This is a genomic window from Chryseobacterium barbadense (genome assembly GCF_042849955.1).
Taxonomy (GTDB): domain Bacteria; phylum Bacteroidota; class Bacteroidia; order Flavobacteriales; family Weeksellaceae; genus Chryseobacterium.
Genome location: NZ_BAAFHL010000006.1, coordinates 44,172 through 70,628, shown reverse-complemented (window position 1 = coordinate 70,628; position 26,457 = coordinate 44,172). Strand labels below are relative to the sequence as shown.

Below are 26,457 nucleotides of genomic sequence, written 5' to 3'. Positions count from 1 at the left end.
TTGCCGTTATAATTAAAGTATTTTTAAGTATGCTTAAATCACTTTTCAATTGGAAAGTTTTACTGAACTTATTAGTAGCCATAGGGGTTTTCGTGGGGTTGGTCTGGCTTACATTTCGTTGGTTGGAATACCACACCAATCATGGTCAGGAGATACCGGTTCCCAATATTGTTAATAAATCTGTACACGATGCCATAAAAATTTTAGATGATGTAGGTTTGGAATATGAAGTAGATAGCTTTAAATATGATCCAAAATATAGACCTTATCAGGTTTTGAAAATTTCTCCTGCATCCAGTTCTCGCGTAAAGCCGGGAGCATTAATCAAATTAATGGTTAATCCTAAGACATGGGCCCCTGTTGCAGTTCCTGATGTTGTTAATAAATATTCAGGATTGGCTTTCCAAAGAATAGATCAGGTAGGTTTGAAAGTAGGTGATACCATTTTTGAACCGAGTATACAGAAGGATGCGGTATTAAGGGTTTTATTCAAAGGAAATCCTATCAAACCGGGATCATTGTTGCCGAGGTTCTCCACTATTGATGTGGTGATCGGTTCAGGGCCTATGAGAAATATCTCCATTCCTAATGTTGTGGGATTAACAGTGAAAGAAGCAAGAGGAGTTATTGCAAGGAGTATGTTTGAAGTAGGGCTGGTAGAGTATGAAGATGGCGGGAAAGATGAATCGGATATTATCTATTACCAGGATCCTGCCTCAGGAGATGTCCGGGATCAGGGGATGCAGATAGATCTTTGGGCCAGTAAAAAAACACCAGCAGAATTACGCAATAAAATTGAACAGCTAAACTCCATATACCGTATGAAGGTAGATACTTCTCTGCCTCCGATACGATATGAGGAAGTTCCTGTTCATCCAACGCCGGATTATGAACAAGCTCCACCACCGGTAACTCCAAAACCGGAGCCTCCAAAAACCGAGCCTGCAAAAACAACCACCAGTACTGTAAAACCTGCTTCAGGAGCTGCAACTACTACAAAAACGGACTCTAAGCCTAAAACTACCACTTCCAATACTTCAGGAAGCGGTTCCAATACGGGCAGCAATAATAAAACTACTGCTACTCAACAGACGGCTCCAAAGCCAAAAGCTAAAAAAGTAGTCGTAGAATAGTTTATATTGATTATAAAAATTACAGGCTTCAACTTTACCATGTTGGAGCCTTTTGTATAAAAAGTAAGTGTAATGACAGAAGATCATGAAGATTTTTTAGAGGATGGATTATTAGACCCCAACAATTTAGATATTGATGAGGAAAATAAGGGGCTGTATGAACATCTTAATATTACTGTAGACAGCAAACAAGAACCATTAAGAATTGATAAGTTCTTATTGATATACCGCCAGAATTCCTCCAGAAATAAAATTTCACAGACCTGCAGAGCCGGAAATGTAGTAGTAAATGGTGTTCCCGTAAAACAAAACTATCGGGTAAAACCGGGAGATCAGATTTCTGTTCTGCTCGCTCATCCTCCAAGGGAAAATGTTATTATACCTCAGGATATCCCTGTGAATATCATATACGAAGATGATGATCTTGTCGTTATAGATAAGGAAGCGGGAATGGTGGTGCATCCGGGATTCGGGAACTGGGATGGTACTTTGGTGAATGCATTAGCGTATCATTTTGAGCAGAACGGAGAGAAATCCGATCTGGACAGGGTGGGGCTTGTTCACAGAATAGATAAAGATACTTCAGGGCTTCTGGTAATTGCCAAAAACGAATATGCACTGAGTTTCCTTGCGAAACAGTTTTTTGAAAGAACGACCAAAAGATTATACTGGGCTTTTGTATGGGGAAATATGCAGGAAGATGAAGGCACAATCAGAGGGCATATCGGAAGGCATCCTAAAAACAGGATGCAGATGTCTGTATACGAAGACGGAAGTCAGGGGAAGCACGCCGTTACGCATTATAAGGTGTTAGAAAGGTTTAAATACATGACTTGGGTAGAATGTAAATTGGAAACAGGTAGAACCCATCAGATCAGGGCACATTTTAAACATATAGGACATACTTTGTTCAATGATGAAAGATATGAAGGACATACCCCTTTAAGAGGAGTGAACCTGCCAAAATACAAGCAATTCATAAAGAATGTTTTTGACATTCTGCCAAGACACGCGCTTCACGCCCATACTTTAGGATTTGTGCATCCGACTACAAAGAAGGAATTATATTTTGAGAGCCCAATGCCACAAGATATGGAGGAAGCCGTAAAAAAATGGAGAAAATATTTAGAAAACTAAAAATATATTGAGAATTTTTTTATATTTGTTGAATTGAAATCAAGATTTGTTATGAGAAAACTATATGCTATCGTATGTTTAGCTCTTTTGTCGAATGCATACAAAGCACAAGAATCACTACCATACTATCAGCAATATCTTTTGGATGGTGAGTTCCTGTTCAACCCAGCTCAATACGGAAAAACAGATTACGTACAGCTCAACGCCAACTATCAACAACAATTTTCAAAGTTCAGTGAATCTCCGAATGTTCAGTCCATAGGAATCAATGCGAACATTTTCGATAGAGTAGGTGCTGGTATTTCTGTATTCAGAGACAGTAACGGACCTATTTCTGCAGGAGGGATTACAGCTGGTGCTTCTTATTTCATTCCTCTAAGTAGCGAAGGAGACAGAAAAGATCAGTTCTCTTTCGGTACAAGTGTTAATTTTTACAATATGAATTTTGATTATTCGAAAATTAATACTGAAGACGGATACGATCCTTTATTACAAGGAAATGAAAGTAATATTTTTATGGTATATGCCAACTTCGGTTTAGCGGCTACGTATAGAAATATTTTCGGAGGTGTGTCTGTTAATGATATTGCTTTAAGTAACGATGAGTCTATTGTTAATAACTATGAGCCATCTCCAATCAAATTTTTCTTAAACTTAGGATACAACTGGAATCTGGCTGATAATATCGCTTTAACACCGTCATTATTAATCAACTTAAATACGAACTCAACCAGAATGGTAGATTACAACCTGATGGCTACCTTCTCTAATGAGATCAATTCATTCTCTGCAGGATTAAGCTACAGATCTGTTCAGAACAGATTTGATAACCAGCAGCTTCAGATTGCTCCAATCGTAAAAGTGAAATTCAACAAATTCATGATTGGTGCTACTTATAATATCGGACTTTCTGATATTCAGCAATATGGAGGAGACAGCTTCATGATCGGACTAGGTTATGAGTTTGATAACTTCATTAACCACAGAGGATTTAGATATTAATCCATTTAATTTAAATAAATTTGAGCTCTGAATTTTTTCAGAGCTTTTTTATGATTTATATTCACATCCCATTCTGTAAGCAGAAATGCAGCTACTGTAACTTTCACTTTTCAACATCTTTACAATTTAAAGATGAAATGTTGGGTGCCATTAAGAAAGAGATTTCCCTACGAAAAAATGAATTGCAGAATAAGACTTTGCAATCCCTGTATTTTGGAGGCGGAACTCCTTCCATACTTTCCGGCGATGAGATCAACGCACTAATTGATGAGGTCTTAAAACATTTCAGTTTTGCTAAAGATATAGAAATTACCCTGGAAGCTAATCCGGATGATTTAAATAACAGTTTCCTGAAAGCTCTGTCAAACTCACCGGTCAATCGCTTATCCATCGGAACGCAGAGTTTTTTTGATGAGGATCTAAAGCTGATGAATCGTGCACACAATGCTTCGGAAGCCGAAGGATCTATTAAAAGAGCGCAGGATTTTGGGTTTGAGAATCTGAGTATTGACCTGATTTATGGTTCACCAACTTCAGATTTTGAAATCTGGAAAGAAAATCTGAATAAAACAATTGCCCTGCAAGTTCCTCATGTTTCCTCTTATGCTTTAACGGTAGAACCCAAAACGGCTTTAAACGATTGGATATTGAAAGGTAAAGTTTCCAATCCAAGAGAAGAAGAACAGAATAAAGAATTTTATTATTTGTCAGATTTCTTAAAAGATAACGGTTTTGAGCATTATGAAATTTCCAATTTTGCCAAACCGGATTTTTATTCAAAACACAATTCTGCGTATTGGAAGTATAAGGAATATCTGGGGATCGGACCTTCCGCACATTCTTATAACGGGCATGAAGCCAGAAGCTGGAATATGGCCAATAATCAGCAGTATATTAAAAAATTAAACTCCAACCTTTTAGCTAAAGAAACAGAAATCCTTTCAGAAGAAGATCAGTTCAATGAAATGATGATGATCGGGCTGAGAACAATATGTGGAGTGGATCTGAATAATCTGAAAAACAAATTTTCCGATAAAATACTTGAACATTTCCAAAAAGAGACCCAGTCTAAAATAAATGAAGGAATTCTGATTGTGGACAGTAATCACCTGAAAATTCCCGAGAAGCATTGGTTTATGGCGGATGGAATTGCTTCGGATTTATTCATTGTGTAGTGCTTGCATATTTGCAAGTATTGCTACAAAATTTCTTATTTTTGTATAAAATTTCAGTTCATTTGAAAACTAAGAAACAAGATTATTCGCATCTCTCACCTAAACAGCCCATCGGGATTTTTGACAGTGGGGTTGGAGGTTTAACGGTAGCCAAAGAAATAAAAAGACTTCTTCCGAATGAAGACCTTATTTATTTCGGTGATACAAAACATCTTCCTTATGGTGAAAAATCAAGAGAAGCCATTATTGAATATTCTACCAAGATCACCAATTTTTTATTGGAGCAGAACTGTAAAGCCATTGTGATTGCTTGTAATACGGCAACTGCAAATGCTTTAAATGAAGTATTGGAATCTGTATCGTGCAGAGTTCCTGTTATTGATGTAATTAATCCCGTTGCTGAAAAAGTAGCTTACGAAATTCATAATAATGTTGGGGTAATTGCCACGAAAGCGACTGTGAATTCAGGGTTGTATAAAAAAAGTATCAGGAAGCATAATAAGTTTATCAAAGTGGATGAACTGGCGACGCCATTATTGGTTCCTGCAATTGAAGAAGGATTCAAAAACCACCCGATTACGCACGCGATCATCTACAATTATCTGAGCAACAGTAAACTGAAAAATATTGAGACATTGATTCTGGGGTGTACCCATTACCCTTTATTGATCGATGAAATCAAGCAATATTACGGAAACCGTGTCCGTGTTATAGATTCACCGAATATTGTTGCCAATCATTTAAAGATTATTTTAGATAAGTATAACCTTTTGAATGATAACAATCCAAAACCGAACTATCATTTTTATCTTTCGGATCTTACCAAAAACTTTGAGAAAATCTCCAAGAAATTTTTCGGGAAAACCATTGATCTTGAACTGAAAGTATTATAAAAACAAAGCTGTCCCAATAATGAGACAGCTTTTATTTTTATTTTGAAATCAGGTTACATCTCCACAATGATCCTTGTGCTGTCCAACCTTTTTTTCGGTGTATGAACCGGCTGGTTGGTATCTTCTTCTGATCTTGTTCCGATGGTTACGGCAAATAAGGTTTCGTATTTTTCATTGTTAATTACTGCATCGTACTGATCATTTTCAATACCTTCCATCGGTGTCGAATCCAATCCCATTTCGGCGCAGGCGGAAAGCAATATACCCAGTGACAGGTAAACCTGATGGGCCATCCAGGATTTTATAAACGCTTCCCCTTTGGATTTGACAAAGTTTTTATAATAATTAATGGAACCTTCCGGCAAGTGACCCTCAATTTGCTTTTCGAAGTCTTCCGGATTTTTCAGCACCTGAAATACGATCAGTAGTTGGCTATTAACTACTTTATCCCGGTTCCAGTAGGAAGCATCGGCAAGTTTATCCTTAATTTCTAAAGACTCATTCACAAAAACAAAATTCCATGGCTGACTGTTGATGGAAGACGGGCTCAGCTGTAAAATATCTTTCAGCTGTTGCACTGTTTCATTACTGATGGCTCCATTCGGATTATACTTTTTAACAGTATATCTCGATTTCATTTTTTCTAAAAAGTTCATAATTTTTTAAACTATATTTTTTATAGTTGCAAAACTATTGTAAGTTTTATACATTTGCAATAACGGTAAAAAATGATAGTATAAAAATGTATACGATAGACGACAAAATATATCCCTGCTGTACCAGTGTGACCATGAAGTTCATCGGAGGAAAATGGAAAGCGGTTATTCTTGTCCATCTTATGGACGGGCCTAAACGATACAACGAACTTAGAAAGCTGATTCCCACCATTACTGAACGCACCCTCAGTCTGCAACTGAAACAGCTGGAAGAGGACCATGTGATCAACCGGAAAGTATATACGGAGAAACCGCCATTGATGGTAGAATATACACTTACGGATTTTGGGAAAACCCTGCTTCCTGTGATTCGGGAGATTACCAAATGGGGCATTGAAGCAGCGCAGACCTCAAAAAAAATAATCAGGAAAACTTCCTGATTATTTTTCTGTTTCTATAGCTGTTGTATCTTCTTCATCTTTATTCGGTTCAAAAAAGCTGAAACTTACGTTTCCATACTTTCTGGTATCGGTAAGATTAGGATGCTCCAGTTTTAACCTGCTTTGATGTTCCAGGATAAAAACCCCGTTTTCCTTCAGATATTTATTATTCAAAACCAGAGAGATCATTTCATAGTATTTTTTTTCTTCCGTTTCAAAAGGGGCGTCTGCAAAAATAATTTCAAAGGATTTTTTGTTCCTGAACTTTTTCAGCCAGTCAAAAACATCACCTCTCTGAACGTTGATCTGTAAAGCCATATCCAGATCAGACGCCGTAGAATTAATAAAAGCAGTATGCTTGGGGTTCAATTCAACAGAAGTGATATCCTGGCATCCTCTTGAAGCAAATTCCAGTGAAATGGAACCGATTCCTGCAAACAAATCCAGTACGGAAATAGACTGCATATCGTAAGTGTTTTCCAGAATACTGAACAAAGCCTCTTTTGCAAAATCCGTTGTAGGTCTTACATCAAAATTCTTCGGAGCCGCTATTTTTTTGGCTTTCCATTTGCCTGAGATTATTCTGTACATGTTTTATTAGGTATTAGATGATAGGTAATGGTAGCAGGTTTATTAGAAGACGAAGTCCTATGATCTGCGACCAGCAACCTAATTTAATATGAAATTCTTTTTCGGAACGTTATCAAATACAATTTTCAAATTCTTTACGAATTTCTGCAATTCGGAGATGAAAGTTTCATTCTCTGTAGTTTCCCCATAGGCGTAAAAATGAGTTTCATTGATTCCGAAACCGATTTTACTTAAGGTAAACATTACAAAATAAAGAAAATCCACTTCTGAATTCACATCCAGATTATTGTATAAAATTACTTTTTTCTGATCGATCGCAAAGAACTCGCATTGATTGTGATACAGGTTGATATGAATTTCTTTACCGTTTTTATTGTGAACTGTATTTAAAAACTTTTCTCCTGAAAAATTGAATCTTACGGGAATGGCCAGCTCTTTTATTTTCTTGTAGAAATGTTTAGGAAAAGTATAATAAAACTGAACCTTGAATTTCTTGTTGACAGAAAGCATCAGTTCTTCTGTCTCTTTGTCAACAGGCGCATTGAAGGCAATCAGGTCATATCCGCTTTCATGTTCAGAAAAACCTTCCGGCATCAATGTAAAATGATTGAATGCTGAAACCACAGAAACTTCATCAAACCTCTGTTTGATTAAAACTTCATCCAGTACTTCCGAAATAAAATTTTCCGGAGTTTCTTCTGTAACGAAATAAGACTTTTCTTCCAGAATGCTTTTGTTTTTAGCGATCTGGTAAATTAATCCGTCTTTGGTAAAAAGTAAATTAAGTACGTTCATATTTCAATTGGTGCAAATTTAGTGAAAATCTACCATTACTGCACCCGATTGATGATGAAGTATTTCCTTATTGTAGAAATCGATACTGGTCTGGCTTTGCAGCGTGTCCCATACCAGTTTTTGAAGAGTGCCGTCACCGATTCCGTGAACGATTTCCAGTCTTTTCAGATGATTTTTTCTGCAAAATTCCAATACTTCCAGTAATTTCTCTTTCTGTATGAAAAGCCTTTCAAAACTGTCATAATCATTGGGATTTTTGACCAGATGATGAAAGTGCAGGTCTACAACCAAATGGTTTTTCTGATGCTTCTTAGAAATCATTTTCTTAGGCTCCGGTTTCTTTTCCACTCTGATGTTGTCATAAAGATCAGCATTTTTCGGGACAAGTTTCTCTTTGGGATATTGATAAGTAAATCCGAATTCATCCTTAAAGACAACAATATTCTCTTTAACGGAAGTAACTACTCCGCCCAAATCTTCATCCACTACAGAAACTTTGTCGCCAATCTTCATAATTTTCAGTTCAAAAAACAAATTTACTCTATTTTCGGACCCAGTTCAATAATTTCTAAATCCTTTATTTCCGTATCGTCAATCACAAACCGCATCATGGTCCTCATCTTATGCCATCCCTGTTTTCCGCAAGCTCCGGGATTTAAATGCAGAAGTTTGTTTTTGTCATCATACATTGCTTTCAGAATGTGTGAATGCCCTGAAATAAATAATTTAGGTGCTTTTTCAGTAATTTCTTTCTTTGCTAAAGGTGTATATTTTCCCGGGTAGCCTCCGATATGAATCATGAGAACTTCCAGATTTTCACAAAAAAACCTGTTGACTTCAGGGAATTCGGAACGGATCTTCGAGTTGTCAATGTTACCGTAGACACCTTTTAAAGGTTTGATTTTTTCGAGCTGTTCAATCACATCCATACTTCCGAAGTCTCCACAATGCCAGATTTCATCTGCCTGTTGGGCGTATGCTAAAATTCTGTCATCAATATAGGAATGAGAGTCGGAAAGCAGAAGAACTTTGATCATTATCTTAATGTTCTTTCGGTGATGTTTTCATCATATTTTTCTTTGAAAATAGCTAAGCGATCAGGGTTAAGCTCTCCGGACTGGTTGATTACTCTTTCCTTAAGAAGCCATTTTATAAGCTTTTCCATTCCCTTTCTGGAATTCATAAAGTTTAGGATTTTCGTAAAATCGGTTGATTCTACTTTTACTTTTTCAGTCAGGAAATTCAGCACATAATAATCATCATTGGTATATTTGGGCGTTTCATTGTCCATATACCTGTAAAGAAGAACCTCTTCATCATCAGCCATACTGAAGAATGAATATTGTGCGACAGTAATTTTTTCTGCCTTTAGAATCTGTTTTCCGTCTAGCAAAACCTTGTCGTCTTTAATGACTACTTCCTGAGAAAAACAGAAATGAAGGCCAAATGTAAGCACAAATAGAGAAAATATTTTCTTTGTCATTTTTTATTTGAATTGATTTTATTTCTTTTCAGCAATCTTTATCGCCTTTTGGTAGATTTTTTTAATACTGTTTTTTTCTTCCTTTTCGGAAATACCCTTTAAAGGATCAAGCAATTTAGTTGTTAAATCCTCATTGATATTGAGTATTTCACTCAAAGCAAAAGCCGCACTCCAGCGAACAACAGTGCCTTCATGGCTGGTGTTTTCAATGAGTTTTGTAATAGCATTATCCAGGTGGTCTGCAAAATGTTTTGCCGTGTTTCCTATTACTTTTGCGCTTTCCCACTTTATTCTCGGTGCTTTTTCGGAAAGACTGTCTACAACAAAGTTAAACAGATCTTTATCCAACAGTGCCGGATTGGTTTTTGTGGCAAACTCCAGCGCTTCAATACAGCTTGCTTTCACAGGATCTTTTGCCGTGGAGGCAAATTTCAGAAGGTCATTAGCGAAAATTTCGCCATTTAAAATAGCTGGAAACAGAATTTCAATTTTTTCTTTATTCTTCGTTGATTTGTCTGTAAATAATGCTTTAAGATCCATGAGATTTGAAATTGATCCAAATATACTGAAATAATAGTTTTAACAATTTCTTATCTTCGCAAAAACCTTACAACAATGAAATATAAGCTGTCTTTGTTCTTTCTTCTATTCTCTCTAATCACTTTTGCACAGGTTGAAGAAAAAAAACTGGACGAATTGATCCAAAACACTTTAAAAACCTTTGATGTCCCCGGAATGTCCGTTGGAATCGTTAAAGACGGAAAACTAATCTATTCAAAAGGTTTTGGAGTACGTTCTTTGACTTCAAAACAACCGATGGATGATATGACACTGGTAGGAATCGCATCCAATTCAAAAGGATTTACCTGTACAGCGCTGGCGATTTTAGCAGACGAAGGGAAATTGAACTGGGACGATAAAGTGTCCAAATATATTCCTGAATTCCAAATGTATGACCCTTATGTGTCTCAAAATGTAACGATTAAAGATTTAGTAACCCATAGAGCAGGATTAGGTCTTGGACAGGGAGACTTAATGTTCTTTCCGGAAGGAGGAAGCTTAACGGTCAATGATATTGTACATAATGTAAGATATCTGAAGCCTGAGAATTCTTTCAGAACAACACTGGATTATAATAACATCATGTTCATTGTAGCAGGAGAGGTGATTCATAGAATTTCCGGATTAAGCTGGGCGGAATTTATTGAGCAGAAAATTATGAAGCCAGTAGGGATGACTTCAAGTTTCGGAAGTTATAACAGAGCAAAAGCGGTCACCAACAAAATTGATGCACATGCTCCTGTTGACGGAAAAGCAATAGCAGTTCCTCACGATTGGAATGAAACAGGGAATGCTGCAGGTGGAATTATGAGTAACATCAAGGATATGACAATCTGGGCAGACTGCCTGTTGAATAATTTTACTACAAAAGACGGGAAGAAATTAGTTTCAGATAAACAGATTCAACAGCTTTGGAGTCTACAGATCCCAAGCGGCGTTGCTCCAAAAAATCCTTATGATACGAGTTTCTACGGTTATGGTTTAGGATGGTTTCTAAGTGATGTGAAAGGGCATAAACAAATTCAGCATACCGGAGGATTAATCGGAACTGTCACCCAGTTTACGTTGATCCCGGACTTGAAATTAGGGATTGTCGTATTAACGAATCAACAGTCGGGAGCTGCATTCAATACTATTACCAATACGGTGAAAGATTCTTATTTAGGAGTGGCAGATAGAAATTGGCTGAAAACATATAGTGATAGAATGTCTAAGATGAATGCGGATTTTGAAAAGCAAAAGAAAGATGCTTTTGCCAAATCTGATGCTTTTAAGAAAGAAAAGAATTTACATCCGAAAGCTGAACAGTTTGTAGGAAAATACAATGATGCCTGGTTTGGAGATGTGGAAGTTTCACAACAGGGAAATGCTTACAGGATTGCTTGCAAAAATTCACCAAGACTGAAAGGAGAGTTGCTGCCTTTCTCTAATAATAGTTTTATCGTGAAATGGGATGACAGAAGCTATGATGCGGATGCTTACATTATTTTCAGTTATGATGAGAACGGAAAAGCGCAATCGGTAAAAATGAAACCGATTTCAGATATTACGGATTTCAGCTTTGATTTTGAGGATCTGGATCTGAAAAGAAAATAATATCCAACATAAAAAAGCTTCAATAGATTGGAGCTTTTTTATTTCAATAATTTCATATCCTTTTCTATATACGCAAGCTCTACATTCAAATGTTGCTTTTCAAAGAATTTTGCTAATGCGGTCATACGTTTTTGATTATTGTATTGAATACTCGAATTTAACTTTTGCTGACAAAGAGAACAGGCTCTTGCAAAATGGCAGTCCGTTTCAGAAAGAGAATTGGTCCCGTTCATCACACAATTGGCATTCAGGCAATGGCTGATTCCGAACATGTGCCCGATTTCATGAGAGCTAATCTTAATGAGTCTTTCCAGGCTTTTATTAAAGTTAGATTCAGTTAAATGACCATCAGAGAATCTGTACATGGAGGTTACTCCTACACCTTGCTGATAAGATGCAAGCCCAAAGACATAATTCCATTCAGGTCTTGGAAAAAGGTCTTTTTCAGTAATTCCCATGAATACAACCGCATCTTTAGGTTTTCGTTGTATTAAAACACTGTCCAGGACATATCCTGCTAATATTTGTTCTGTTCCTTTATAATTCCGTCTTACAGATTTCGGAAAAATACTGTTGGATAAGGCAGGAAGAACTTTAGTTTCCAGTTGAAAATATGCGTTTAGATAGTCACGGGTGAGGCCAATCTGTCTTTTTTGTAAATCATTAAAGTTACCTATAGGCTGAAGATAAATTGTCTTTTTATCAGCTTGAGGCTTTATTTTTTTTAGTCTCTGAAAATCTTCAAAAGCCTGAAATTTCTCTTTATGGGAATATCTCCATTCTCCCGTCTGGGCCCTTCCCAGTTGTACATCATTGAAACGGATGGTTTCAAAATAATTTAAATCTCTTTTCTTACACGCAAAAAGAAATAAAAGAATAAAAAATACGGAAACTAAACTAAATTTTACCCGGTTCATAAAAGAATAGAAGTTTCTTTTTCGCACCGTCAAATTCAGACCATGAATTACACTCTATTTCAAATCCGGCCACCCCACAAGTGGGAAAGTGGAAAATATCATTGGAAATAGAATTGGCAAAATTGGAAATTCCATTGTTATGCGAAAAGAAAGCCACCGAATCATGCGTGTCATCCAGATCATAAATTACGGAATGAAAATTGTTTTCTGACGGGTTGTAAAGTTTCTCATCCGTTCCAATATTCAGCTGGTAAGCCTGATTGAAAATTTTACATGTATTCAGCGCACGCACAGCAGGACTGGAGACCAGGTAATCTATAGAAATATTGTTGTTTTTCATAAATCTGGACATATTCATAGCTTCCTCCAACCCTTTGTCTGCCAAAGGTCTGTCGAAGTCATCAGTCTCTTCCGGCCAGTCGCTCTTTGCATGCCTTACAAGGATGAGTTTCTTCATATTTTCGTTTTTTGGAAGATTAAAATTATAAAAAAAATAATGGAATAAAACATGATTTATAAAAAAAACTACGTTATGAATAAAATCATTAAAATTTATTAAATTTGCAAACCTATGGGACAAATCCTCGCAATAGACTATGGAAAGGCACGTTGTGGCATCGCTGCAACAGATGATATGCAGATTATTGCAAGTGCTTTGGACACAGTGGATACAAAACTTATATTGGAATTTTTGAAACAGTATTTCAGTATAAACAAAGTGGAAGCAATAGTGGTGGGACTTCCCACAGATTTAAAAGGAAATATTTCCGAAGTGGAGACCGATATCCTGAAATTCATCGAACAGTTCGAAAAAGAATTTCCAGGTATTCCCGTTCACCGCTTTGATGAAAGATTTACATCCAAAATGGCTTCGTTTTTTATCTCCCAAAGCGGGAAAAATAAAAAACAGAGACAGGAAAAAGGATTAATAGATAAAGTAAGTGCAACGATTATATTGCAGAATTTTTTAGAACAAAGAACAAAATGATTTTACCAATAAGAGCCTTTGGAGACCCTGTTTTGAGAAAAGTAGCGAAGGATATAGACAAAGATTATCCCGAACTGCAGGAACTTATCGATAATATGTTCGATACGATGTATAGTGCTAATGGCATAGGTTTGGCTGCTCCTCAGATCGGACTGGATATTCGACTGTTTGTGGTAGATGTATCTCCTTTGGCGGAAGATGAAGATTATGAGGACATCAAGGATGAATTAGCGGAATTCAAAAAAGTGTTTATCAACGCTCAAATTCTTGAAGAATCCGGGGAAGAGTGGAAATTCAATGAAGGATGCCTTTCTATTCCTGATGTAAGAGAAGATGTGAAAAGAAAAAGTACGATTGTGATAGAATATTATGACGAAAATTTTGTGAAGCATACAGAAACTTTTTCCGATATTAGAGCCCGCGTAATTCAACATGAATATGATCATATTGAAGGCATCTTGTTTACCGATCATTTAAGTGCTTTGAAAAAGAAGCTGGTGAAGGGTAAACTGAGCAAAATCTCACAAGGTGATGTAAGCATCAATTACAAAATGAGATTTCCAAAGTAATTAAACAATTAAGAAGAAAAAATAATAATAAAAGCAACCGCTTAGCTGATTGCTGAAATTAAAAAATAAAATTATGCTGTTAGAAAAAATAATTTCAATCTCTGGAAAACCAGGACTTTACAAATTAGTTTCTCAATTAAGAAACGGATTTATTATTGAAGATGTTACCACAAAGAAAAAAGTGAGTATCGGAAACTCCAGTCAGGTGAGTTTGCTTGACAATATTGCGATGTTTACCTTTGATAAAGAAGTTCCTTTGTTTGAAGTTTTTGAAAATATTGCTAAAAACCACGATTACAAAGAAACGATTTCTCACAAATCTGCTGATGCGGAGTTAAAAGAGTTCATGACGGCTTCTCTTCCTAACTATGATACGGAAAGAGTATATGCATCAGATATCAAGAAATTGGCTCAATGGTACAATATCCTTCAAAAAGCAGGGTACATTACTCCTGAAAGCTTTGTAAAGGCAGAGCCTGAAACATTAGATCCGGCTCAGGAAGAAGCTGAGGTAACAGAAAAAGCAGCTCCTAAAAAAGCAGCTCCGAAAGCAGAAAAGCCCGCTGCACCAAAAGTAAAAGCGACTTCTGCTGCAAAATCAGCTCCGAAAAGTACACACAGAAAACAGGGATAATCAATTACCTGAATTAAAAATAAAGCCTTGTTGAGAGTTTTCTTGACAAGGTTTTTCATTTTTTACCCGTAAATTTGTCTGACTTTGAATTCCCCATTACCTATGAATACCAAACAGGAAAAACTAGAAGCTTTCGGAAGATTACTGGATATAATGGATGACCTGCGTGAAAAATGTCCGTGGGATCAGAAACAGACCTTACAATCACTTCGTCATTTAACCCTTGAAGAAACGTATGAGCTTTCAGATGCGATTTTGCAGGAAGATCTGCAGGAGATCAAAAAGGAATTGGGTGATGTATTGCTTCATTTGGTTTTCTATGCTAAAATAGGTTCCGAGAAAGAAAGCTTTGATATTGCCGATGTCATTAATTCATTGAATGAGAAGCTGATCTTCAGACATCCTCATATTTACGGAGATACGGAAGTAAAAGATGAAGAGGAGGTAAAGCAGAATTGGGAGAAATTAAAATTAAAAGAAGGCAACAAATCGATTTTGGGAGGAGTTCCGAAAAGTCTTCCGAGCCTTGTAAAAGCATATAGAATACAGGATAAGGTAAAAGGGATCGGATTTGAATTTCATGATGCGGAAGATGCCTGGAAAAAAGTAAATGAAGAAATCAAGGAATTCCATGCGGAAACCGATCTTAATAAAAAAGAGCAGGAATTGGGAGATGTTTTCTTCTCGCTGATCAACTATGCAAGAATTTCAGGTATTAATCCGGATTCCGCATTGGAAAGAACCAATTTAAAATTCATTTCAAGATTCCAGAAGATGGAAAAGCTGGCGCAGGAACAGGATCTGATATTAGCAGAAATGTCTTTGGCAGAAATGGATGTGCTTTGGGAAAAGGCAAAATTACTCGGATAGTATATGAAGATTCATAATCCTATACATCACCGTTTTCAATACCTCATTGAAGTTCAGAAAACAGAACGGAAATGGCACTTTCCGTTTTTGGCGGCGTTGTGTGTAGGAAGTTGTCTTTTTATCGGATGGTTTTTGGGAAAACCTAATTATGGCAGCCTTTCGAGTATAGGAGCTTTAACGATTTTATATTTTACGTCCGCACCCATAGCTCAGAGAATGATTCACCTTGCCGTATGTGCATTGGGAATTGTATTTTCATTTATGATAAGTTTGTTTTTTAGTTTTAATATTTATCTGGCAGCTTTATCATTTGGAATTGTTTCTTTTTTAGCCCACAGTATTACTTCCTATTTTAAAATACCACCACCCGGAAATTTTTTCTTTATTATGGTGGCGGCTATGGCAAGTACATTTCAGTTTGATCTTGCAATGATTCCTACAAGGGTAGGGTTGGTGGCGATGGGAGCTGTTTTATCCTGTTCGCTGGCATTTTTATATTCTGTTCTTATAGTGAAAACAGTAGTTGTAACAATACCGAGAAGACAGTTTAAAAAGAAAAGATATACGAAATTTATAGAGAGCGCCATCATTGGCTTTTTCATGATGCTTACCTTATTGGTAGGACACTTCCTTCAGTTTCAAAATACATATTGGATTTCCATTGCAGCAGTTGCCATCATTCAGGGACGTAGCTTTGAGCATGTGAAACAACGAAATATGCACAGAATTTTAGGAACATTCATTGGAATCGGGCTGACTTGGCTGATCCTGTTATTCAATCCTGAAAAGATTGTAATGATCCTGATTATTACCATACTTCAATTTATCATTGAAATGTTGATAGTAAGAAACTATGGCTTTGCCGTGATTTTCATTACTCCATTAACGATTCTTTTGGTGGAAACAGGGAATGTAATACATCATGACGTGAAATTATTGATGGAAGCAAGGCTTCTGGATACCATCATCGGGAGTTTAATAGGATTATCTGCCGGATTTTTCCTGCACCATCAGCAGATAATTAATAACTTAGAGAAAAATATCAGATACTCTTATTTTCAGTTTAAAAAATTAAAAAAATAGATATGCATAGAATTCTTATCATACCCATATTCTTTTTATGGAGCTGTAATCCGAAAGCTCAGAACGAACAGCCTAAACAGGAAACACTGGATGTAGATTTTTCATTGCCCTCAAAATTAAAAGAAGTTTCGGGGATCACATTGTCCGGTGATAAAAAAACTGCATGGACGATTGAGGATCAAGGGAATAAAAACATCATCTATGGGGTAAACCAGAAAGGGGAACTTATAGCTGAAGTTTTAGTGGAAGATACTGACAATACAGACTGGGAAGATATTACGGCTGATCAGCAGGGAAATATTTATATCGGAGATTTTGGCAATAATGATAATAACAGACAGGATCTGGCTATTGTAAAGGTTGACCTTAACGATACAGCTCAAAAAACAACGAAAGCACTTCAGACTACAAAATTCCATTATGAAGGACAGACTGAATTTCCACCAAAAAAATCAAACTGGTTATACGATTGCGAAGCTTTTGTTGAGATGGATGGGAACTTCTACCTTTTCACAAAGAACAGAAGCAAAGGTTTTGACGGAACATTCCTTGTGTTCCAGGTTCCTAATAAAGAAGGTGATTTTGAAGCAAAATTAATCGGAAAACTGAAGCTGGATGGGAAATACAGTGATGCAGCCATCACATCTGCTGCGATCAACAGCACAAAAGATAAAATTGTATTGTTAACCCATAAAAATATTCATGTCCTTTCAGGATTTACGCCCAATGATTTTAACGGAGCAAAAATTCAGAAAATATCTCTAAATCACAATTCTCAGAAAGAAGCCATTGTTTTCCTGGATGATAAAACATTGCTGATTGCTGATGAAGCAGATAAAAAAACAGGAGGGAACGTATATAAGTTTTCTTTCTAAACATTTGCATTGTCATTCTGACGAAGGAAGAATCTCGAAAAAAATAAGGTAGAGATTCTTCATTCCACTTCGTTTCATCAGAATGACAAGCAGGCTGTTTACACATTTAGACGCAAGCATCTGTGCAGATCTGTGCAAATCTGTGAAAGCCGTGGGAATTTATTTAAATTAAAAAGTCATACCCACACCTCCGGAAATTCTTCCACCATCTGATCCGTGGAAATAATTCAGCCTTGCAGAAAACATTTCCACAATGCTCATCCAGAACCCACCTCCAACAGATTGGTGCCATTTTTTGGAATCTTCGTGATCATTCCATACCCGTCCGATGTCATAGCCTACTAAAATACCCATATTCACCGGGACAATATTATTTCTCACTCTTCCGAAATCCCAACGGATCTCAGAATTGTTGGTAAAATAAGACCTTCCGGAGAACCTGTCATTTCTAAAAGCTCTCATTCCGTTGTTTCCGCCAATGCTTGCGGCCTGGTAAAACTCAAAATTATTGTTGTTGATCCACATCACATTACTTGAGTTGGCAAAGACAAAGTTTCCTCTTTTATCAATCCTGTGATCAATGGATAAAGTACCGTTTAAGGTTACGAAGTTGTTATCAAAATCAGAAAGATTGGTTTTCCAGTCTGCATTCAGGACCAATTCCATTCCCAGTGTCGGAAAAGCATTATTATCCAGGTTTTTAAAGCTGAACGTATAATTGGCCCCACCAAATTGCTGGTCATTGAATACTTCTGGATTTACATCAGGCGAAATATCTATAAAGCGATCTCCTTTTCTCTGTACCTTATTGTTTTCAAAAGTAAGCTGAAACTGATGCTGTAGATTCAGCCAGCTTTTTTTAGAAATAGAAGGAGCAAAATTGAATTTCGAAATTCTGGCTCTGTTGTATTCTCTGTCCACCTCTTCTTTATCATACTCGCTTTCATTGGATAAGCCAAAGAAGTTCTCGGCAAAACGTGGGGTAGAATATGAAGCATCCAGATTGAAATCCCATCCGGAAATGGCTTTTTTGAAAATCCCTTTATACACCAGGTTAAATCCGCCTGTTGCCGTATATAAATTCGCTTTCAGGCTGTGTTTTTGAGTGTAAGGATCACGGATGAAATTATTGACGGTATAGTTAACCAATGCACCGATAATCACTCCGTCATCAGGATTGTAATCTGCATTAGGATAACCTGCGATGAAGTTATATTTCGGATGCTTATAATTATAGGTGTTGATGTCATAATCATCAGAAATATGCTTTGTTGCAGAGTGAGTATTATAGGTGTTTTTCTGAGATTTAAAATCATAAATCTTCACCTTGCTTCCTTTTGTGACATTATATACATCGTGGTTATACCCTCCCACTAATCTGATATTCATTTTAGGTCTTCCATCGCCGGAAACTTCATACATATCATCATCTTCCAATCCATAGATCCAAAGCTCTTTGGTTTTATCATCATGATATGTTCTTTCAAATACCAATTCTGGGTTTTCTTTGTTTTTATCTAATTGATACTGCTTCACTTCAACAGAATTTCCGGTTTTGGTAATGACAAACTTATCCGGATTTACAGTTCCGGCTAACGGAACTTTTTCCTGAAGCACATCATAATATTGGGATGCATAATTCTGTAGTTTGGTCTTCCTTGCTTTTAATTTTCTTTGAATATCCTCGATTGTAGCATCCTGAACTTCTTTTGGTAAATTGGTAAAAGCCTCATCAATATCTTTGTCTGTTAAATGTTCCTGAATATATTTTGCCTGGGCAATCCAATCTTCCTGAGTAGCACCTTTCAGAAATATAAGATCCAGAGGATAAGGCTCCATATTCATCCATTTTACGCTTTTAATATCATCTTTAAAGGTTTTCATGTGACGGATTGCCGGGATGTTCATAATCACTTTAAAAGCGGTTCCGTCGTATTTACTGAACGCCTGATCTCTGTCTCTTGGAATAGGCTTATAAATTACTTTATCGCCCACTTTATATTCTGCCCATTTCCATTGATCGGAATGCCTGTCCCAATCTCCGATCAGCATATCGAAAACTCTTGCTCTGATGTAAGATTCTCTGTCTACGGAATATTTATTGTTTTTAGTGAAATTTTTCAGAACATCATCTGTAGAGACAATGTCTTTTGCATTATCAAGAGCCTGTAATGTTTTAGGATCGGAAGAAAAGCGCTCTTCGATCATATACATCTCATCACCATAAGTCTGGTTATATTCTCCTAAAGCCTGTTGTTTAGGAATATAATACAATTTGGGATTGCTGTGGAAAATTCCAACTTTATCTGCCATATTTCCTACAGAAAACGGAGTGAAAGGATGATTGGTCGTATAAAAATCAAGTAAGAATTTTTCCGGGAACGTATTATTCAGTTCGTTACCGAAAGTGCTTTTTTTGAAAGCCATATTATTCAGGAAGCGGACTGCACTTTTTTTCACTCCTCTCATCACAAATTCCTGCCCGTCCTGTGACATTAATCGTAAGCTGTTGGATTGATTTCCACCTCCTTCTCTGAAAGGCGTATACCCTCCATTTAACTCTGCAATATTGGCTGTTGGAGCTTCAATGGGAATACCATAGTAATGCCTGTAATGTTCTCCCCACAGCCATCTGTAAAATCTGCTTTTTTCCGTTAGTTTTTTTGGATAAATGGTTGAGGTAACCGTAGCCGGAAAAGCATTTGGATAATTGTTGATGAATGGTTTCGGCTTTTCAATCACCGTGATATGCGTTAGCTTTTGAAACTGATTATTCTTCGTTGAAAAGTATTCTACATCTGCACTTTGATCCTTTCTGAGATTCAAAACGGCAAATCCGCTTCCTCCGTAAGAAAAATCGGTATTCTCAGCGATGGTTGCAGGATCGGTTTTGGAACCGGCTCCGCTAATGATCTGTCTGATGTTTCTTTGTTTATGATACTGTAGATTATGGTCATGGCCGGAAACAAAAATCACATTTTCCTTATCCTGTACAATACTCTTTAATCTGTTGGCCAGATCTGCATAATGCTGATTGTTGATGTCTTCAAGGCTTGCTCCGGAAGCACTTCTGAAGATATTAATCAGACTCGCTACCACAGGCACGGGAACTTTACCTTTAAGAGCAGAAAGGTGAGATTTTGCAGAGGTATATCCTGCATGAGTACCACTGCTGATCACAGGGTGATGCAGCGCAACAATGATTTTTTTATCCTGGTTTTTGTTGATCAGGTCTTTAAATTCAACAAAAAGATCTTCACGGGTTTTGATGGTACAGTTTTTATTAATTCCCGGGTACTGATCCCAATTGATCAGAGCCCATTCCGTGTCAATAACGATAAGCTTGATATCATCGGCAAGACTCACATCATCAATGGGACATGAATTTTTGGGAAGGAATGCTTTTTTATCATTTAAATAAGCTTTTACAAAATCTTCCTGAGCTTTTAATCCATCCAATCCATGGTACCAGTCATGATTTCCCGGAATTACCAATGTCTTTCCTTTGAAATTTTTGGTAACGGCCAATTGGGTCTCCATTTTTTCTTTGGCCAATACATATTCCTTATCCGTTTCTTTCGGCATTCCTAATGGATAAATATTATCTCCTAAGAAAATTAGCATGGAGTTTTTATCTGCAGAATCCAGCTTGTTTTTGAGGAAGTTCAATGTATGTTGTGCCTGAATTTCATCTGCATTTCCTGCATCACCGATGAGGAAAATTTTAAAGTCATTTTCTGATCGTACCACAGAATTTTTAACTTCCTGTAAGTTTTTACCCTTTTTTACGTTATAGGTAGCACAGGAAATTAAAAGTACGGGTAACAATAAGAATCTAAACGGAGTAGCCAACTTTTTTAGATGAGTTATAAAGGATAAATTCATACATTTACATTAACAAAAATTCAGTAATGGATATTCTACACAAAGCTAAAGATTATGTTGAAACCTTATTCAAAGATAAGTTATCTTCTGTATATTTTTACCATAATTTTATCCATACAACGTATACCGTAAATAAGGCGGAGGAAATTTTAAAAAATACACCTGTTTCGGCAGAAGACCAGGAGAAGGTTCTCCTGGCTTTATGGTTTCATGACACAGGTTATATTGAATGTGCCCAGAATCATGAGGAAAAAGGAATTGAGATTTTGAAAAATTTTCTACAAAATGAAAATTACCCCGAAAATTATATCAATGATGTTTCTAATCTGATTTTAGCCACTAAGATTGATAGGGAGCCGAGAAATCTTTTGGAACAAATTGTAAAGGATGCGGATTGCAGCCATTTTGCAAGCCACGATTATAATGATATTTCTGATGCGCTACGAAAAGAATGGGAACTTACCAATGTAAAATGCTATTCCAATGATGAATGGAATGCCGGAAATCTGGAGATGCTGAAAAACAAGCACCATTATTATACGGATTACGCCAAAGAGAACTGGGAGCCGTTAAAAAAGAAAAACATTAAAAAAATAGAGAAGAAATTGGAGAAAGAAGAAGAGAAGAAAGACAATTCCGAAAACAAAAAAGACCCGAAATCGGACAGAAGTGTAGATACGTTGTTCAGGGTTACTTTGAACAATCATACAAGATTGAGTGATATTGCAGATAGCAAAGCCAATATTCTGCTTTCCGTTAATGCCATTATCATTTCAGTGTGCCTTTCTGTTCTGGTTCCGAAACTGGATACCCCGAAAAATGCCCATCTTATTCTTCCAAGCTTCATTTTGTTGTTATCCAGTGTTTTGACGATTATTTTCGCCATCTTATCTACCAAACCTAATGTGACCAAAACGAGATTTACAAATCAGGATGTATCCAACAGGAAAGTAAACTTATTATTTTTCGGAAATTTTCATCAGATGCTGTTTGATGATTATAACGGTGCGATGAAAGATCTGATCAAAGACCGGGATTATATTTATGAATCCATGGTAAAAGATTTATATTTTTTGGGGAAAGTTTTGGACAGGAAATACAGGCTTTTATCCTTAACCTATAAAATTTTTATGGCGGGAATCATTATTTCCGTACTGTCTTTCGGGTATGCTTTTCTTTCGCTATAAATAGATTTTGGAAGCTATAATTTAAATAAACACATTCCAATGAGTGAGTTTTTTTGCTTAACCAAATTCTAAGTGAAAAAATGTCGTCACTTCGAGTAGATTTTGATAAAAATCGTATCGAGAAGCTAAAATAAACAAAAGTTCTCGTTACACTTTTCTTCATTTCATTTCGAAAAAAACTCGAACTGACGGGATTTGTATCCAAGCTCTTTTTTACATCAAAGAAACCCTCAAAGCTAATAATCCCGTAATTCCCTGAAGGTCTTCAACCCGTAAAAATTCAATATCAGACTGGAGAATTCCTTTTTTCTGAAGTTTGGAAATATATTCCAGGTATTCTTTCTGATTTTCCATCCCGAAATAGACAATCGTAATTTTTCCCGGACAGGTTATTCTTTCCGAAGAGTCTTTTACATGAGCTTTGTCTAATCTTTTTTTGATGATTTCATAATATGAATTGTAAGCACCATCAACATCAAAACGTTTTTCATCCATCCGGAAACGGATATCCACTTTTTCGTTATACACAAAGATCAAAGAAGCAATATCTAATGGAATCGGTAGGTCTTTTTTAAAGCTTTGAAACTCCTGTTCCATGGTACAGATGGTTTTCAGCTGCCAATATCTTAATTTATGAACAACTTTTGAAGTATAATGCTGATCCGGGGCAATATTACTTCCGATGAACAGATTATGCTCCACACCATCAGATTTAAATCTTTCATAATAATGCGGGAAAATCTCCTGAGCTTTAACCTGGCTTTCATCCAACATATCTGCCAATTTTCTGTTCACCAGTGTTATGGAGTCGTCTAAGCTTTTTCTATGAATGTAAAACAGATCGGTTTGAGCAAAGATCCGTGAAAAATATTCTTTGATTTTTGCCTTAACCTCTTTGGATGATTTTATCTCTAATTTCCCTTGTAAATAAGGATGAATCTCCTCTCTCAATAACCTTTGGAAACGCTGTTCCGTATCTGCTTTGATTTCATTGTTCAGCTCATTTTCAAAAACATCCAATGCCAACAGGTATTTCTCAGAATCTGAATTGACCAAAGAAAAAATATCATGAAGAAAGTCAATTTGCTGATTAAGATCTTCCAGCATGAGATTGAAACGCTTTTCCGAAGAGGAACGGATGTCTGAAAACCCAAACAGGGGAGTAAGGTTTTTAAATGAGATCTGCTTTAAAGTATACATCTTTTTAGCCAGGGAAGCGTTAAAATATTTCTCGGCCTCATTCCTGAATTTCCAGACCACACTGTCGTGGATGGTAGTATATTCACGTTGGATGATCGCTTCGATCTGGCTGTTCCTTTCAAAGGTAAATCTGGAAAGAGAGAAAATGACGATATCTGTAAAGAATTCCAGCTTTTTCAGCTTTAAGCCATTAAAACTATTGGCTATAGAAGAGGTGAACTCCATGACCGCCAATAATTCATTATCCTTCATAATGGGGATTACCATGAAGCTTTTGATATCATTGTGCCGTAAAATATTGAAAGAGGCCAGCTCCTTGATGTCCTGATCCATATTATCTACATTGGAAACAACGATGGGCTTGGAATTATAATTAAAATTTTTAAAAGCTTCCTTTTGGGTTTCCTCATCAAAGGAATTAATCCAGAAATCGAGGAGATGATTGGTGAAAAAATTATCATAAATCGGTACCTTTTCCAGTTTGTTATCTTTACTGTTGAAAAGCATTAATCCGAAATTCAGCTCTGCAACATCGAAATAGGATTTGAAAATTTCTTTCAGGTTTTCATCAGGCACCAGATTTTCGGGATCAATTTTGATCATGCTCGATTTCAGGTCAGACAAAGCAACCTCCGAGGTACAATCTACTAAAGAAATAATGGTAAAGCCGCTTAATACCCAGGTTTTGGAAGGGAAATATTTTTTCCAGAGTTTAATATCATCCAGGTTTTCCAAAAGCATATTTAAAATTTCGTCGGAAGGTATTTTTGCCTTTTCTGTTGGATATATTTCAGTGAAATCTGAATTTACCGTGATCTTATAATGCTTCATGATCCCCTGTTTATTAGGAATATCATAATAAAAGGGGAGGGAAGATTTGATGTCCTTTTTGAAATACGCCTGTAAAATAAGACAACAGCAGAATACATAGAATTCATCATCATCAATATTCCTGAGCTCAATTTCAAAATCCTTTCCGGCATCTTTAAGGATGTTTTTAAATCTTTCGGTATAATTGAAGGTAATATTGGAGAGCGGAATACTTGCCGCTTTTATTTCATTCAGCGTTAATCCGGTGGGAAAAAGGTCGGCTAATAAAAGCTTGATGAGGTCTGCATGCTTTTCCAGTAAGCTGACGTCTTGGAAGCCATTTTTGAGTTCCTGAAAATTTTTGGTACTCTCAATAAGAGATTCAGCATAGTTGACGCGGTATTCAAGACGGTCATTATAACGGATATGCTCAAGAACATCCAAATATTTTTTGAATGAAATATAAACCTGAAATGGAGCGTCTTTTTTATAAAGATTGGCCAAAGCTGAAATTTAAAGTAAATTTATAAAAAAAGCACAACTTTAAAGTTGTGCTTTTTGTTTTTTATAGTAAGATTTTTACAATCCGAATTGTTTTGCAAATAAATCTGGAAAAATACCTAACAGGATAATGGAAGCAATAACGAAGATCGCCACAATATTATACGTAAGGGTTACTTTTTCTGATGTTTTGAATGTGGTTTCTTTGAAGAAGAACATCGCAATGATCAATCTTAAATAATAAGCAATTGAGATTGCAGAACCTAAAACAGCAATCAACACTAAGAATGCTGCTCCGTTCATTGCCTGGGAAAATAAAGCAAATTTACCCATAAATCCGGCTGTTAACGGAACTCCTGCCATAGAAAGCATGGAAATTGCCGCTACTGTAGCTAAAAGAGGTTCAGATTTCGCCAATCCTTTGAAAGCTCCGAAAGAAGTTTCTCTCTTTAATTTTTCTACCCAGATCAGGCACATAAATACACCTACTGTAGACAGTGAATAAGCGAATAAGTAGAACGCTAAATTATAAGTAGACAGATTGGTCATTCCAAAGAAAACCAAACCTAAATATCCTGCATGAGAGACTGATGAATACGCCAACATTCTCTTTGCATTGGTCTGTGCAAGACCCATTGCGTTAGCTAGGAATAAGGTAATGATAAGGAATACTCCAAGAACATTAATCCAGTCGTGGGTTACTCCAGTAAATCCAATGGTCATTAATCTGAAGAATCCATAGAAAGCAGAGATTTTCACTACACTCGCCATGAAAGCGGTAATGATTGATGGTGCCCCGTAATATACATCCGGGCTCCACATATGGAAAGGGGCTAAAGCTACTTTAAATGCCAATGCACAAAGCATCAGAAGAACTCCTAAAATCAGCATAACGTTTTTAGGATTTGTCATTCCGAAATCATGGATTTTATATAAATCGAAACTTCCCACACTTCCGTACACGAATGCAATACCAAACAGAAGGAATCCTGTGGCGAATGCACCCATTAAGAAATATTTGATCGAAGCTTCGTTGGATCTTAGATCAGTTTTGTTAGCTCCCGCCATTACATACAATGGAATAGAAAGGATTTCAACTCCTAAGAACAATGTTACCAGGTTCTGGAAACCGAAAAGGATGATCCCACCGCAAAGGGCAAACAGCATCAATGCATATAATTCTGATTGGTGACTTCTGTGGTTGCTGAATGCAAACCCGCCCAAAAAGAATAATAACAGGGTAGTTACAATGGATATTTTTGTGAACAGCGCTGTATTCTGGCCATATTCATACATGTTTTTGTACTGCTCAAAGAATGAACATTCCGGTAAAAAACTTACGTATAAGGCGATGATTAATCCCAAAATCCCAATGTATCTTGCGAATTTTCCATGTTCAAAGACTCCTGAAAATAACGCAATAACCGCCGTTAGGAAAACAATAATTAAAACACTCATAATATATATTTGAGATGC

At 36.5% G+C, this 26,457-nt stretch carries 26 protein-coding genes; 14 read left to right on the top strand and 12 right to left on the bottom strand.

All coding sequences use genetic code 11. The features are described 5' to 3' along the window. Nucleotides 1–29: 29 nt before the first annotated feature. The 5 genes from ACGHIN_RS05080 (at nucleotide 30) to murI (ending at nucleotide 5,340) form a co-directional block, all read left to right on the top strand. A complete protein-coding gene (locus ACGHIN_RS05080; protein WP_390451387.1) occupies nucleotides 30–1,133 on the top strand; it encodes a PASTA domain-containing protein in 1,104 nt (367 codons plus the stop codon). A 72-nt stretch (nucleotides 1,134–1,205) separates the two neighbouring features. After that, nucleotides 1,206–2,270, top strand: a complete 1,065-nt coding sequence (locus tag ACGHIN_RS05075; RefSeq protein ID WP_390451385.1) for an RluA family pseudouridine synthase — start codon at nucleotides 1,206–1,208, stop codon at nucleotides 2,268–2,270. Between the two features lie 51 nt (nucleotides 2,271–2,321). Continuing rightward, on the top strand, nucleotides 2,322–3,272 hold the full coding sequence (locus tag ACGHIN_RS05070) for a PorP/SprF family type IX secretion system membrane protein (protein ID WP_390451384.1): 951 nt from the start codon (nucleotides 2,322–2,324) through the stop codon (nucleotides 3,270–3,272). 50 nt (nucleotides 3,273–3,322) lie between these two features. Continuing rightward, the gene (gene hemW, locus ACGHIN_RS05065; RefSeq protein ID WP_390451382.1) at nucleotides 3,323–4,447 is read left to right on the top strand and encodes a radical SAM family heme chaperone HemW; all 1,125 of its coding nucleotides are present in this window, start codon (nucleotides 3,323–3,325) and stop codon (nucleotides 4,445–4,447) included. 62 nt (nucleotides 4,448–4,509) lie between these two features. Further along, nucleotides 4,510–5,340 carry a glutamate racemase gene (murI, locus tag ACGHIN_RS05060; protein ID WP_390451381.1) on the top strand — a complete coding sequence of 277 codons (831 nt, stop codon included), beginning with the start codon at nucleotides 4,510–4,512 and terminating at the stop codon, nucleotides 5,338–5,340. A 53-nt stretch (nucleotides 5,341–5,393) separates the two neighbouring features. Here murI and ACGHIN_RS05055 read toward each other — a convergent pair whose 3' ends face one another. Further along, nucleotides 5,394–5,996, bottom strand: coding sequence for a nitroreductase family protein (locus ACGHIN_RS05055; protein ID WP_390451379.1), 603 nt, complete (start codon nucleotides 5,994–5,996; stop codon nucleotides 5,394–5,396). An 86-nt stretch (nucleotides 5,997–6,082) separates the two neighbouring features. Between ACGHIN_RS05055 and ACGHIN_RS05050 the strand changes: the two genes are divergently transcribed. Further along, entirely contained in the window at nucleotides 6,083–6,436 is a 354-nt protein-coding gene (locus tag ACGHIN_RS05050) for a winged helix-turn-helix transcriptional regulator (protein WP_390451376.1), read from the top strand. Here the strand turns inward: ACGHIN_RS05050 and ACGHIN_RS05045 are convergent, their stop codons facing one another. The 6 genes from ACGHIN_RS05045 to ACGHIN_RS05020 all read right to left on the bottom strand — a co-directional run bounded on the left by ACGHIN_RS05045 (nucleotide 6,437) and on the right by ACGHIN_RS05020 (nucleotide 9,845). Then, on the bottom strand, nucleotides 6,437–7,027 hold the full coding sequence (locus tag ACGHIN_RS05045; RefSeq protein WP_390451374.1) for an RsmD family RNA methyltransferase: 591 nt from the start codon (nucleotides 7,025–7,027) through the stop codon (nucleotides 6,437–6,439). Nucleotides 7,028–7,105: 78 nt separating this feature from the next. Continuing rightward, nucleotides 7,106–7,822 carry a DUF3822 family protein gene (locus ACGHIN_RS05040; protein ID WP_390451372.1) on the bottom strand — a complete coding sequence of 239 codons (717 nt, stop codon included), beginning with the start codon at nucleotides 7,820–7,822 and terminating at the stop codon, nucleotides 7,106–7,108. An 18-nt stretch (nucleotides 7,823–7,840) separates the two neighbouring features. Beyond that, nucleotides 7,841–8,335, bottom strand: coding sequence for a Smr/MutS family protein (locus tag ACGHIN_RS05035; protein WP_390451370.1), 495 nt, complete (start codon nucleotides 8,333–8,335; stop codon nucleotides 7,841–7,843). A gap of 23 nt (nucleotides 8,336–8,358) precedes the next feature. Next, nucleotides 8,359–8,859 (bottom strand): metallophosphoesterase family protein, encoded by a 501-nt coding sequence (locus ACGHIN_RS05030; protein ID WP_390451369.1) that lies wholly within the window; start codon nucleotides 8,857–8,859, stop codon nucleotides 8,359–8,361. Continuing rightward, entirely contained in the window at nucleotides 8,859–9,305 is a 447-nt protein-coding gene (locus tag ACGHIN_RS05025) for a hypothetical protein (RefSeq protein WP_390451367.1), read from the bottom strand. The genes ACGHIN_RS05030 and ACGHIN_RS05025 overlap by 1 nt, the downstream gene beginning before the upstream one ends. A gap of 18 nt (nucleotides 9,306–9,323) precedes the next feature. Further along, nucleotides 9,324–9,845, bottom strand: a complete 522-nt coding sequence (locus ACGHIN_RS05020; protein WP_390451365.1) for a HEAT repeat domain-containing protein — start codon at nucleotides 9,843–9,845, stop codon at nucleotides 9,324–9,326. Between the two features lie 75 nt (nucleotides 9,846–9,920). On the opposite strand from ACGHIN_RS05020, the gene ACGHIN_RS05015 reads away from it, so the two are divergent. Beyond that, a complete protein-coding gene (locus ACGHIN_RS05015; protein ID WP_390451363.1) occupies nucleotides 9,921–11,462 on the top strand; it encodes a serine hydrolase in 1,542 nt (513 codons plus the stop codon). Nucleotides 11,463–11,500: 38 nt separating this feature from the next. Here the strand turns inward: ACGHIN_RS05015 and ACGHIN_RS05010 are convergent, their stop codons facing one another. Both ACGHIN_RS05010 and ACGHIN_RS05005 read right to left on the bottom strand, forming a co-directional pair. Continuing rightward, nucleotides 11,501–12,379, bottom strand: a complete 879-nt coding sequence (locus ACGHIN_RS05010) for a Zn-dependent protease (protein WP_390451361.1) — start codon at nucleotides 12,377–12,379, stop codon at nucleotides 11,501–11,503. After that, nucleotides 12,360–12,836 carry a SixA phosphatase family protein gene (locus ACGHIN_RS05005; RefSeq protein WP_390451359.1) on the bottom strand — a complete coding sequence of 159 codons (477 nt, stop codon included), beginning with the start codon at nucleotides 12,834–12,836 and terminating at the stop codon, nucleotides 12,360–12,362. Before ACGHIN_RS05005 ends, ACGHIN_RS05010 begins: the two co-directional genes overlap by 20 nt. A 114-nt stretch (nucleotides 12,837–12,950) precedes the next feature. Here ACGHIN_RS05005 and ruvX point away from each other — a divergent pair, with 114 nt between their 5' ends. The 6 genes from ruvX to ACGHIN_RS04975 all read left to right on the top strand — a co-directional run bounded on the left by ruvX (nucleotide 12,951) and on the right by ACGHIN_RS04975 (nucleotide 17,398). Beyond that, entirely contained in the window at nucleotides 12,951–13,367 is a 417-nt protein-coding gene (gene ruvX / locus ACGHIN_RS05000) for a Holliday junction resolvase RuvX (RefSeq protein WP_390451357.1), read from the top strand. Further along, nucleotides 13,364–13,936, top strand: coding sequence for a peptide deformylase (def, locus tag ACGHIN_RS04995; RefSeq protein WP_390451356.1), 573 nt, complete (start codon nucleotides 13,364–13,366; stop codon nucleotides 13,934–13,936). Before ruvX ends, def begins: the two co-directional genes overlap by 4 nt. A gap of 73 nt (nucleotides 13,937–14,009) precedes the next feature. After that, on the top strand, nucleotides 14,010–14,570 hold the full coding sequence (locus ACGHIN_RS04990; RefSeq protein ID WP_123262664.1) for a DUF5606 family protein: 561 nt from the start codon (nucleotides 14,010–14,012) through the stop codon (nucleotides 14,568–14,570). Nucleotides 14,571–14,672: 102 nt separating this feature from the next. Continuing rightward, nucleotides 14,673–15,440, top strand: coding sequence for a nucleoside triphosphate pyrophosphohydrolase (gene mazG / locus ACGHIN_RS04985; RefSeq protein WP_390451354.1), 768 nt, complete (start codon nucleotides 14,673–14,675; stop codon nucleotides 15,438–15,440). Nucleotides 15,441–15,443: 3 nt separating this feature from the next. Then, nucleotides 15,444–16,523: an FUSC family protein gene (locus ACGHIN_RS04980; RefSeq protein WP_390451352.1), complete on the top strand. Its 1,080-nt coding sequence runs from the start codon at nucleotides 15,444–15,446 to the stop codon at nucleotides 16,521–16,523. A gap of 2 nt (nucleotides 16,524–16,525) precedes the next feature. After that, nucleotides 16,526–17,398 carry a hypothetical protein gene (locus ACGHIN_RS04975; RefSeq protein WP_390451350.1) on the top strand — a complete coding sequence of 291 codons (873 nt, stop codon included), beginning with the start codon at nucleotides 16,526–16,528 and terminating at the stop codon, nucleotides 17,396–17,398. A gap of 168 nt (nucleotides 17,399–17,566) precedes the next feature. Here ACGHIN_RS04975 and ACGHIN_RS04970 read toward each other — a convergent pair whose 3' ends face one another. Continuing rightward, the gene (locus ACGHIN_RS04970; protein ID WP_390451347.1) at nucleotides 17,567–21,250 is read right to left on the bottom strand and encodes a metallophosphoesterase; all 3,684 of its coding nucleotides are present in this window, start codon (nucleotides 21,248–21,250) and stop codon (nucleotides 17,567–17,569) included. A gap of 59 nt (nucleotides 21,251–21,309) precedes the next feature. Here ACGHIN_RS04970 and ACGHIN_RS04965 point away from each other — a divergent pair, with 59 nt between their 5' ends. After that, on the top strand, nucleotides 21,310–22,470 hold the full coding sequence (locus ACGHIN_RS04965) for a Pycsar system effector family protein (RefSeq protein ID WP_390451345.1): 1,161 nt from the start codon (nucleotides 21,310–21,312) through the stop codon (nucleotides 22,468–22,470). A gap of 213 nt (nucleotides 22,471–22,683) precedes the next feature. Here the strand turns inward: ACGHIN_RS04965 and ACGHIN_RS04960 are convergent, their stop codons facing one another. Next, the gene (locus tag ACGHIN_RS04960) at nucleotides 22,684–24,984 is read right to left on the bottom strand and encodes a GAF domain-containing protein (protein WP_390451342.1); all 2,301 of its coding nucleotides are present in this window, start codon (nucleotides 24,982–24,984) and stop codon (nucleotides 22,684–22,686) included. A gap of 75 nt (nucleotides 24,985–25,059) precedes the next feature. Further along, nucleotides 25,060–26,439, bottom strand: a complete 1,380-nt coding sequence (locus ACGHIN_RS04955; protein ID WP_390451340.1) for an NADH-quinone oxidoreductase subunit N — start codon at nucleotides 26,437–26,439, stop codon at nucleotides 25,060–25,062. Nucleotides 26,440–26,457: the final 18 nt, after the last annotated feature.

Coding starts and splice junctions, on each gene's coding strand:
- ACGHIN_RS05015 (WP_390451363.1), top strand. CDS start 9,921: ATGAAATATAAGCTGTCTTTGTTCTTTCTTCTATTCTCTCTAATCACT.
- def (WP_390451356.1), top strand. CDS start 13,364: ATGATTTTACCAATAAGAGCCTTTGGAGACCCTGTTTTGAGAAAAGTA.
- ACGHIN_RS04955 (WP_390451340.1), bottom strand. CDS start 26,439: ATGAGTGTTTTAATTATTGTTTTCCTAACGGCGGTTATTGCGTTATTT.
- ACGHIN_RS05005 (WP_390451359.1), bottom strand. CDS start 12,836: ATGAAGAAACTCATCCTTGTAAGGCATGCAAAGAGCGACTGGCCGGAA.
- ACGHIN_RS04965 (WP_390451345.1), top strand. CDS start 21,310: ATGGATATTCTACACAAAGCTAAAGATTATGTTGAAACCTTATTCAAA.
- ACGHIN_RS05040 (WP_390451372.1), bottom strand. CDS start 7,822: ATGAACGTACTTAATTTACTTTTTACCAAAGACGGATTAATTTACCAG.
- ACGHIN_RS05050 (WP_390451376.1), top strand. CDS start 6,083: ATGTATACGATAGACGACAAAATATATCCCTGCTGTACCAGTGTGACC.
- ACGHIN_RS05080 (WP_390451387.1), top strand. CDS start 30: ATGCTTAAATCACTTTTCAATTGGAAAGTTTTACTGAACTTATTAGTA.
- ACGHIN_RS05075 (WP_390451385.1), top strand. CDS start 1,206: ATGACAGAAGATCATGAAGATTTTTTAGAGGATGGATTATTAGACCCC.
- ACGHIN_RS05035 (WP_390451370.1), bottom strand. CDS start 8,335: ATGAAGATTGGCGACAAAGTTTCTGTAGTGGATGAAGATTTGGGCGGA.
- mazG (WP_390451354.1), top strand. CDS start 14,673: ATGAATACCAAACAGGAAAAACTAGAAGCTTTCGGAAGATTACTGGAT.
- ACGHIN_RS05070 (WP_390451384.1), top strand. CDS start 2,322: ATGAGAAAACTATATGCTATCGTATGTTTAGCTCTTTTGTCGAATGCA.
- ACGHIN_RS05010 (WP_390451361.1), bottom strand. CDS start 12,379: ATGAACCGGGTAAAATTTAGTTTAGTTTCCGTATTTTTTATTCTTTTA.
- ACGHIN_RS05045 (WP_390451374.1), bottom strand. CDS start 7,027: ATGTACAGAATAATCTCAGGCAAATGGAAAGCCAAAAAAATAGCGGCT.
- ACGHIN_RS05025 (WP_390451367.1), bottom strand. CDS start 9,305: ATGACAAAGAAAATATTTTCTCTATTTGTGCTTACATTTGGCCTTCAT.
- ACGHIN_RS04975 (WP_390451350.1), top strand. CDS start 16,526: ATGCATAGAATTCTTATCATACCCATATTCTTTTTATGGAGCTGTAAT.
- ACGHIN_RS05020 (WP_390451365.1), bottom strand. CDS start 9,845: ATGGATCTTAAAGCATTATTTACAGACAAATCAACGAAGAATAAAGAA.
- ACGHIN_RS05030 (WP_390451369.1), bottom strand. CDS start 8,859: ATGATCAAAGTTCTTCTGCTTTCCGACTCTCATTCCTATATTGATGAC.
- hemW (WP_390451382.1), top strand. CDS start 3,323: ATGATTTATATTCACATCCCATTCTGTAAGCAGAAATGCAGCTACTGT.
- ACGHIN_RS04980 (WP_390451352.1), top strand. CDS start 15,444: ATGAAGATTCATAATCCTATACATCACCGTTTTCAATACCTCATTGAA.
- ruvX (WP_390451357.1), top strand. CDS start 12,951: ATGGGACAAATCCTCGCAATAGACTATGGAAAGGCACGTTGTGGCATC.
- ACGHIN_RS05055 (WP_390451379.1), bottom strand. CDS start 5,996: ATGAACTTTTTAGAAAAAATGAAATCGAGATATACTGTTAAAAAGTAT.
- ACGHIN_RS04990 (WP_123262664.1), top strand. CDS start 14,010: ATGCTGTTAGAAAAAATAATTTCAATCTCTGGAAAACCAGGACTTTAC.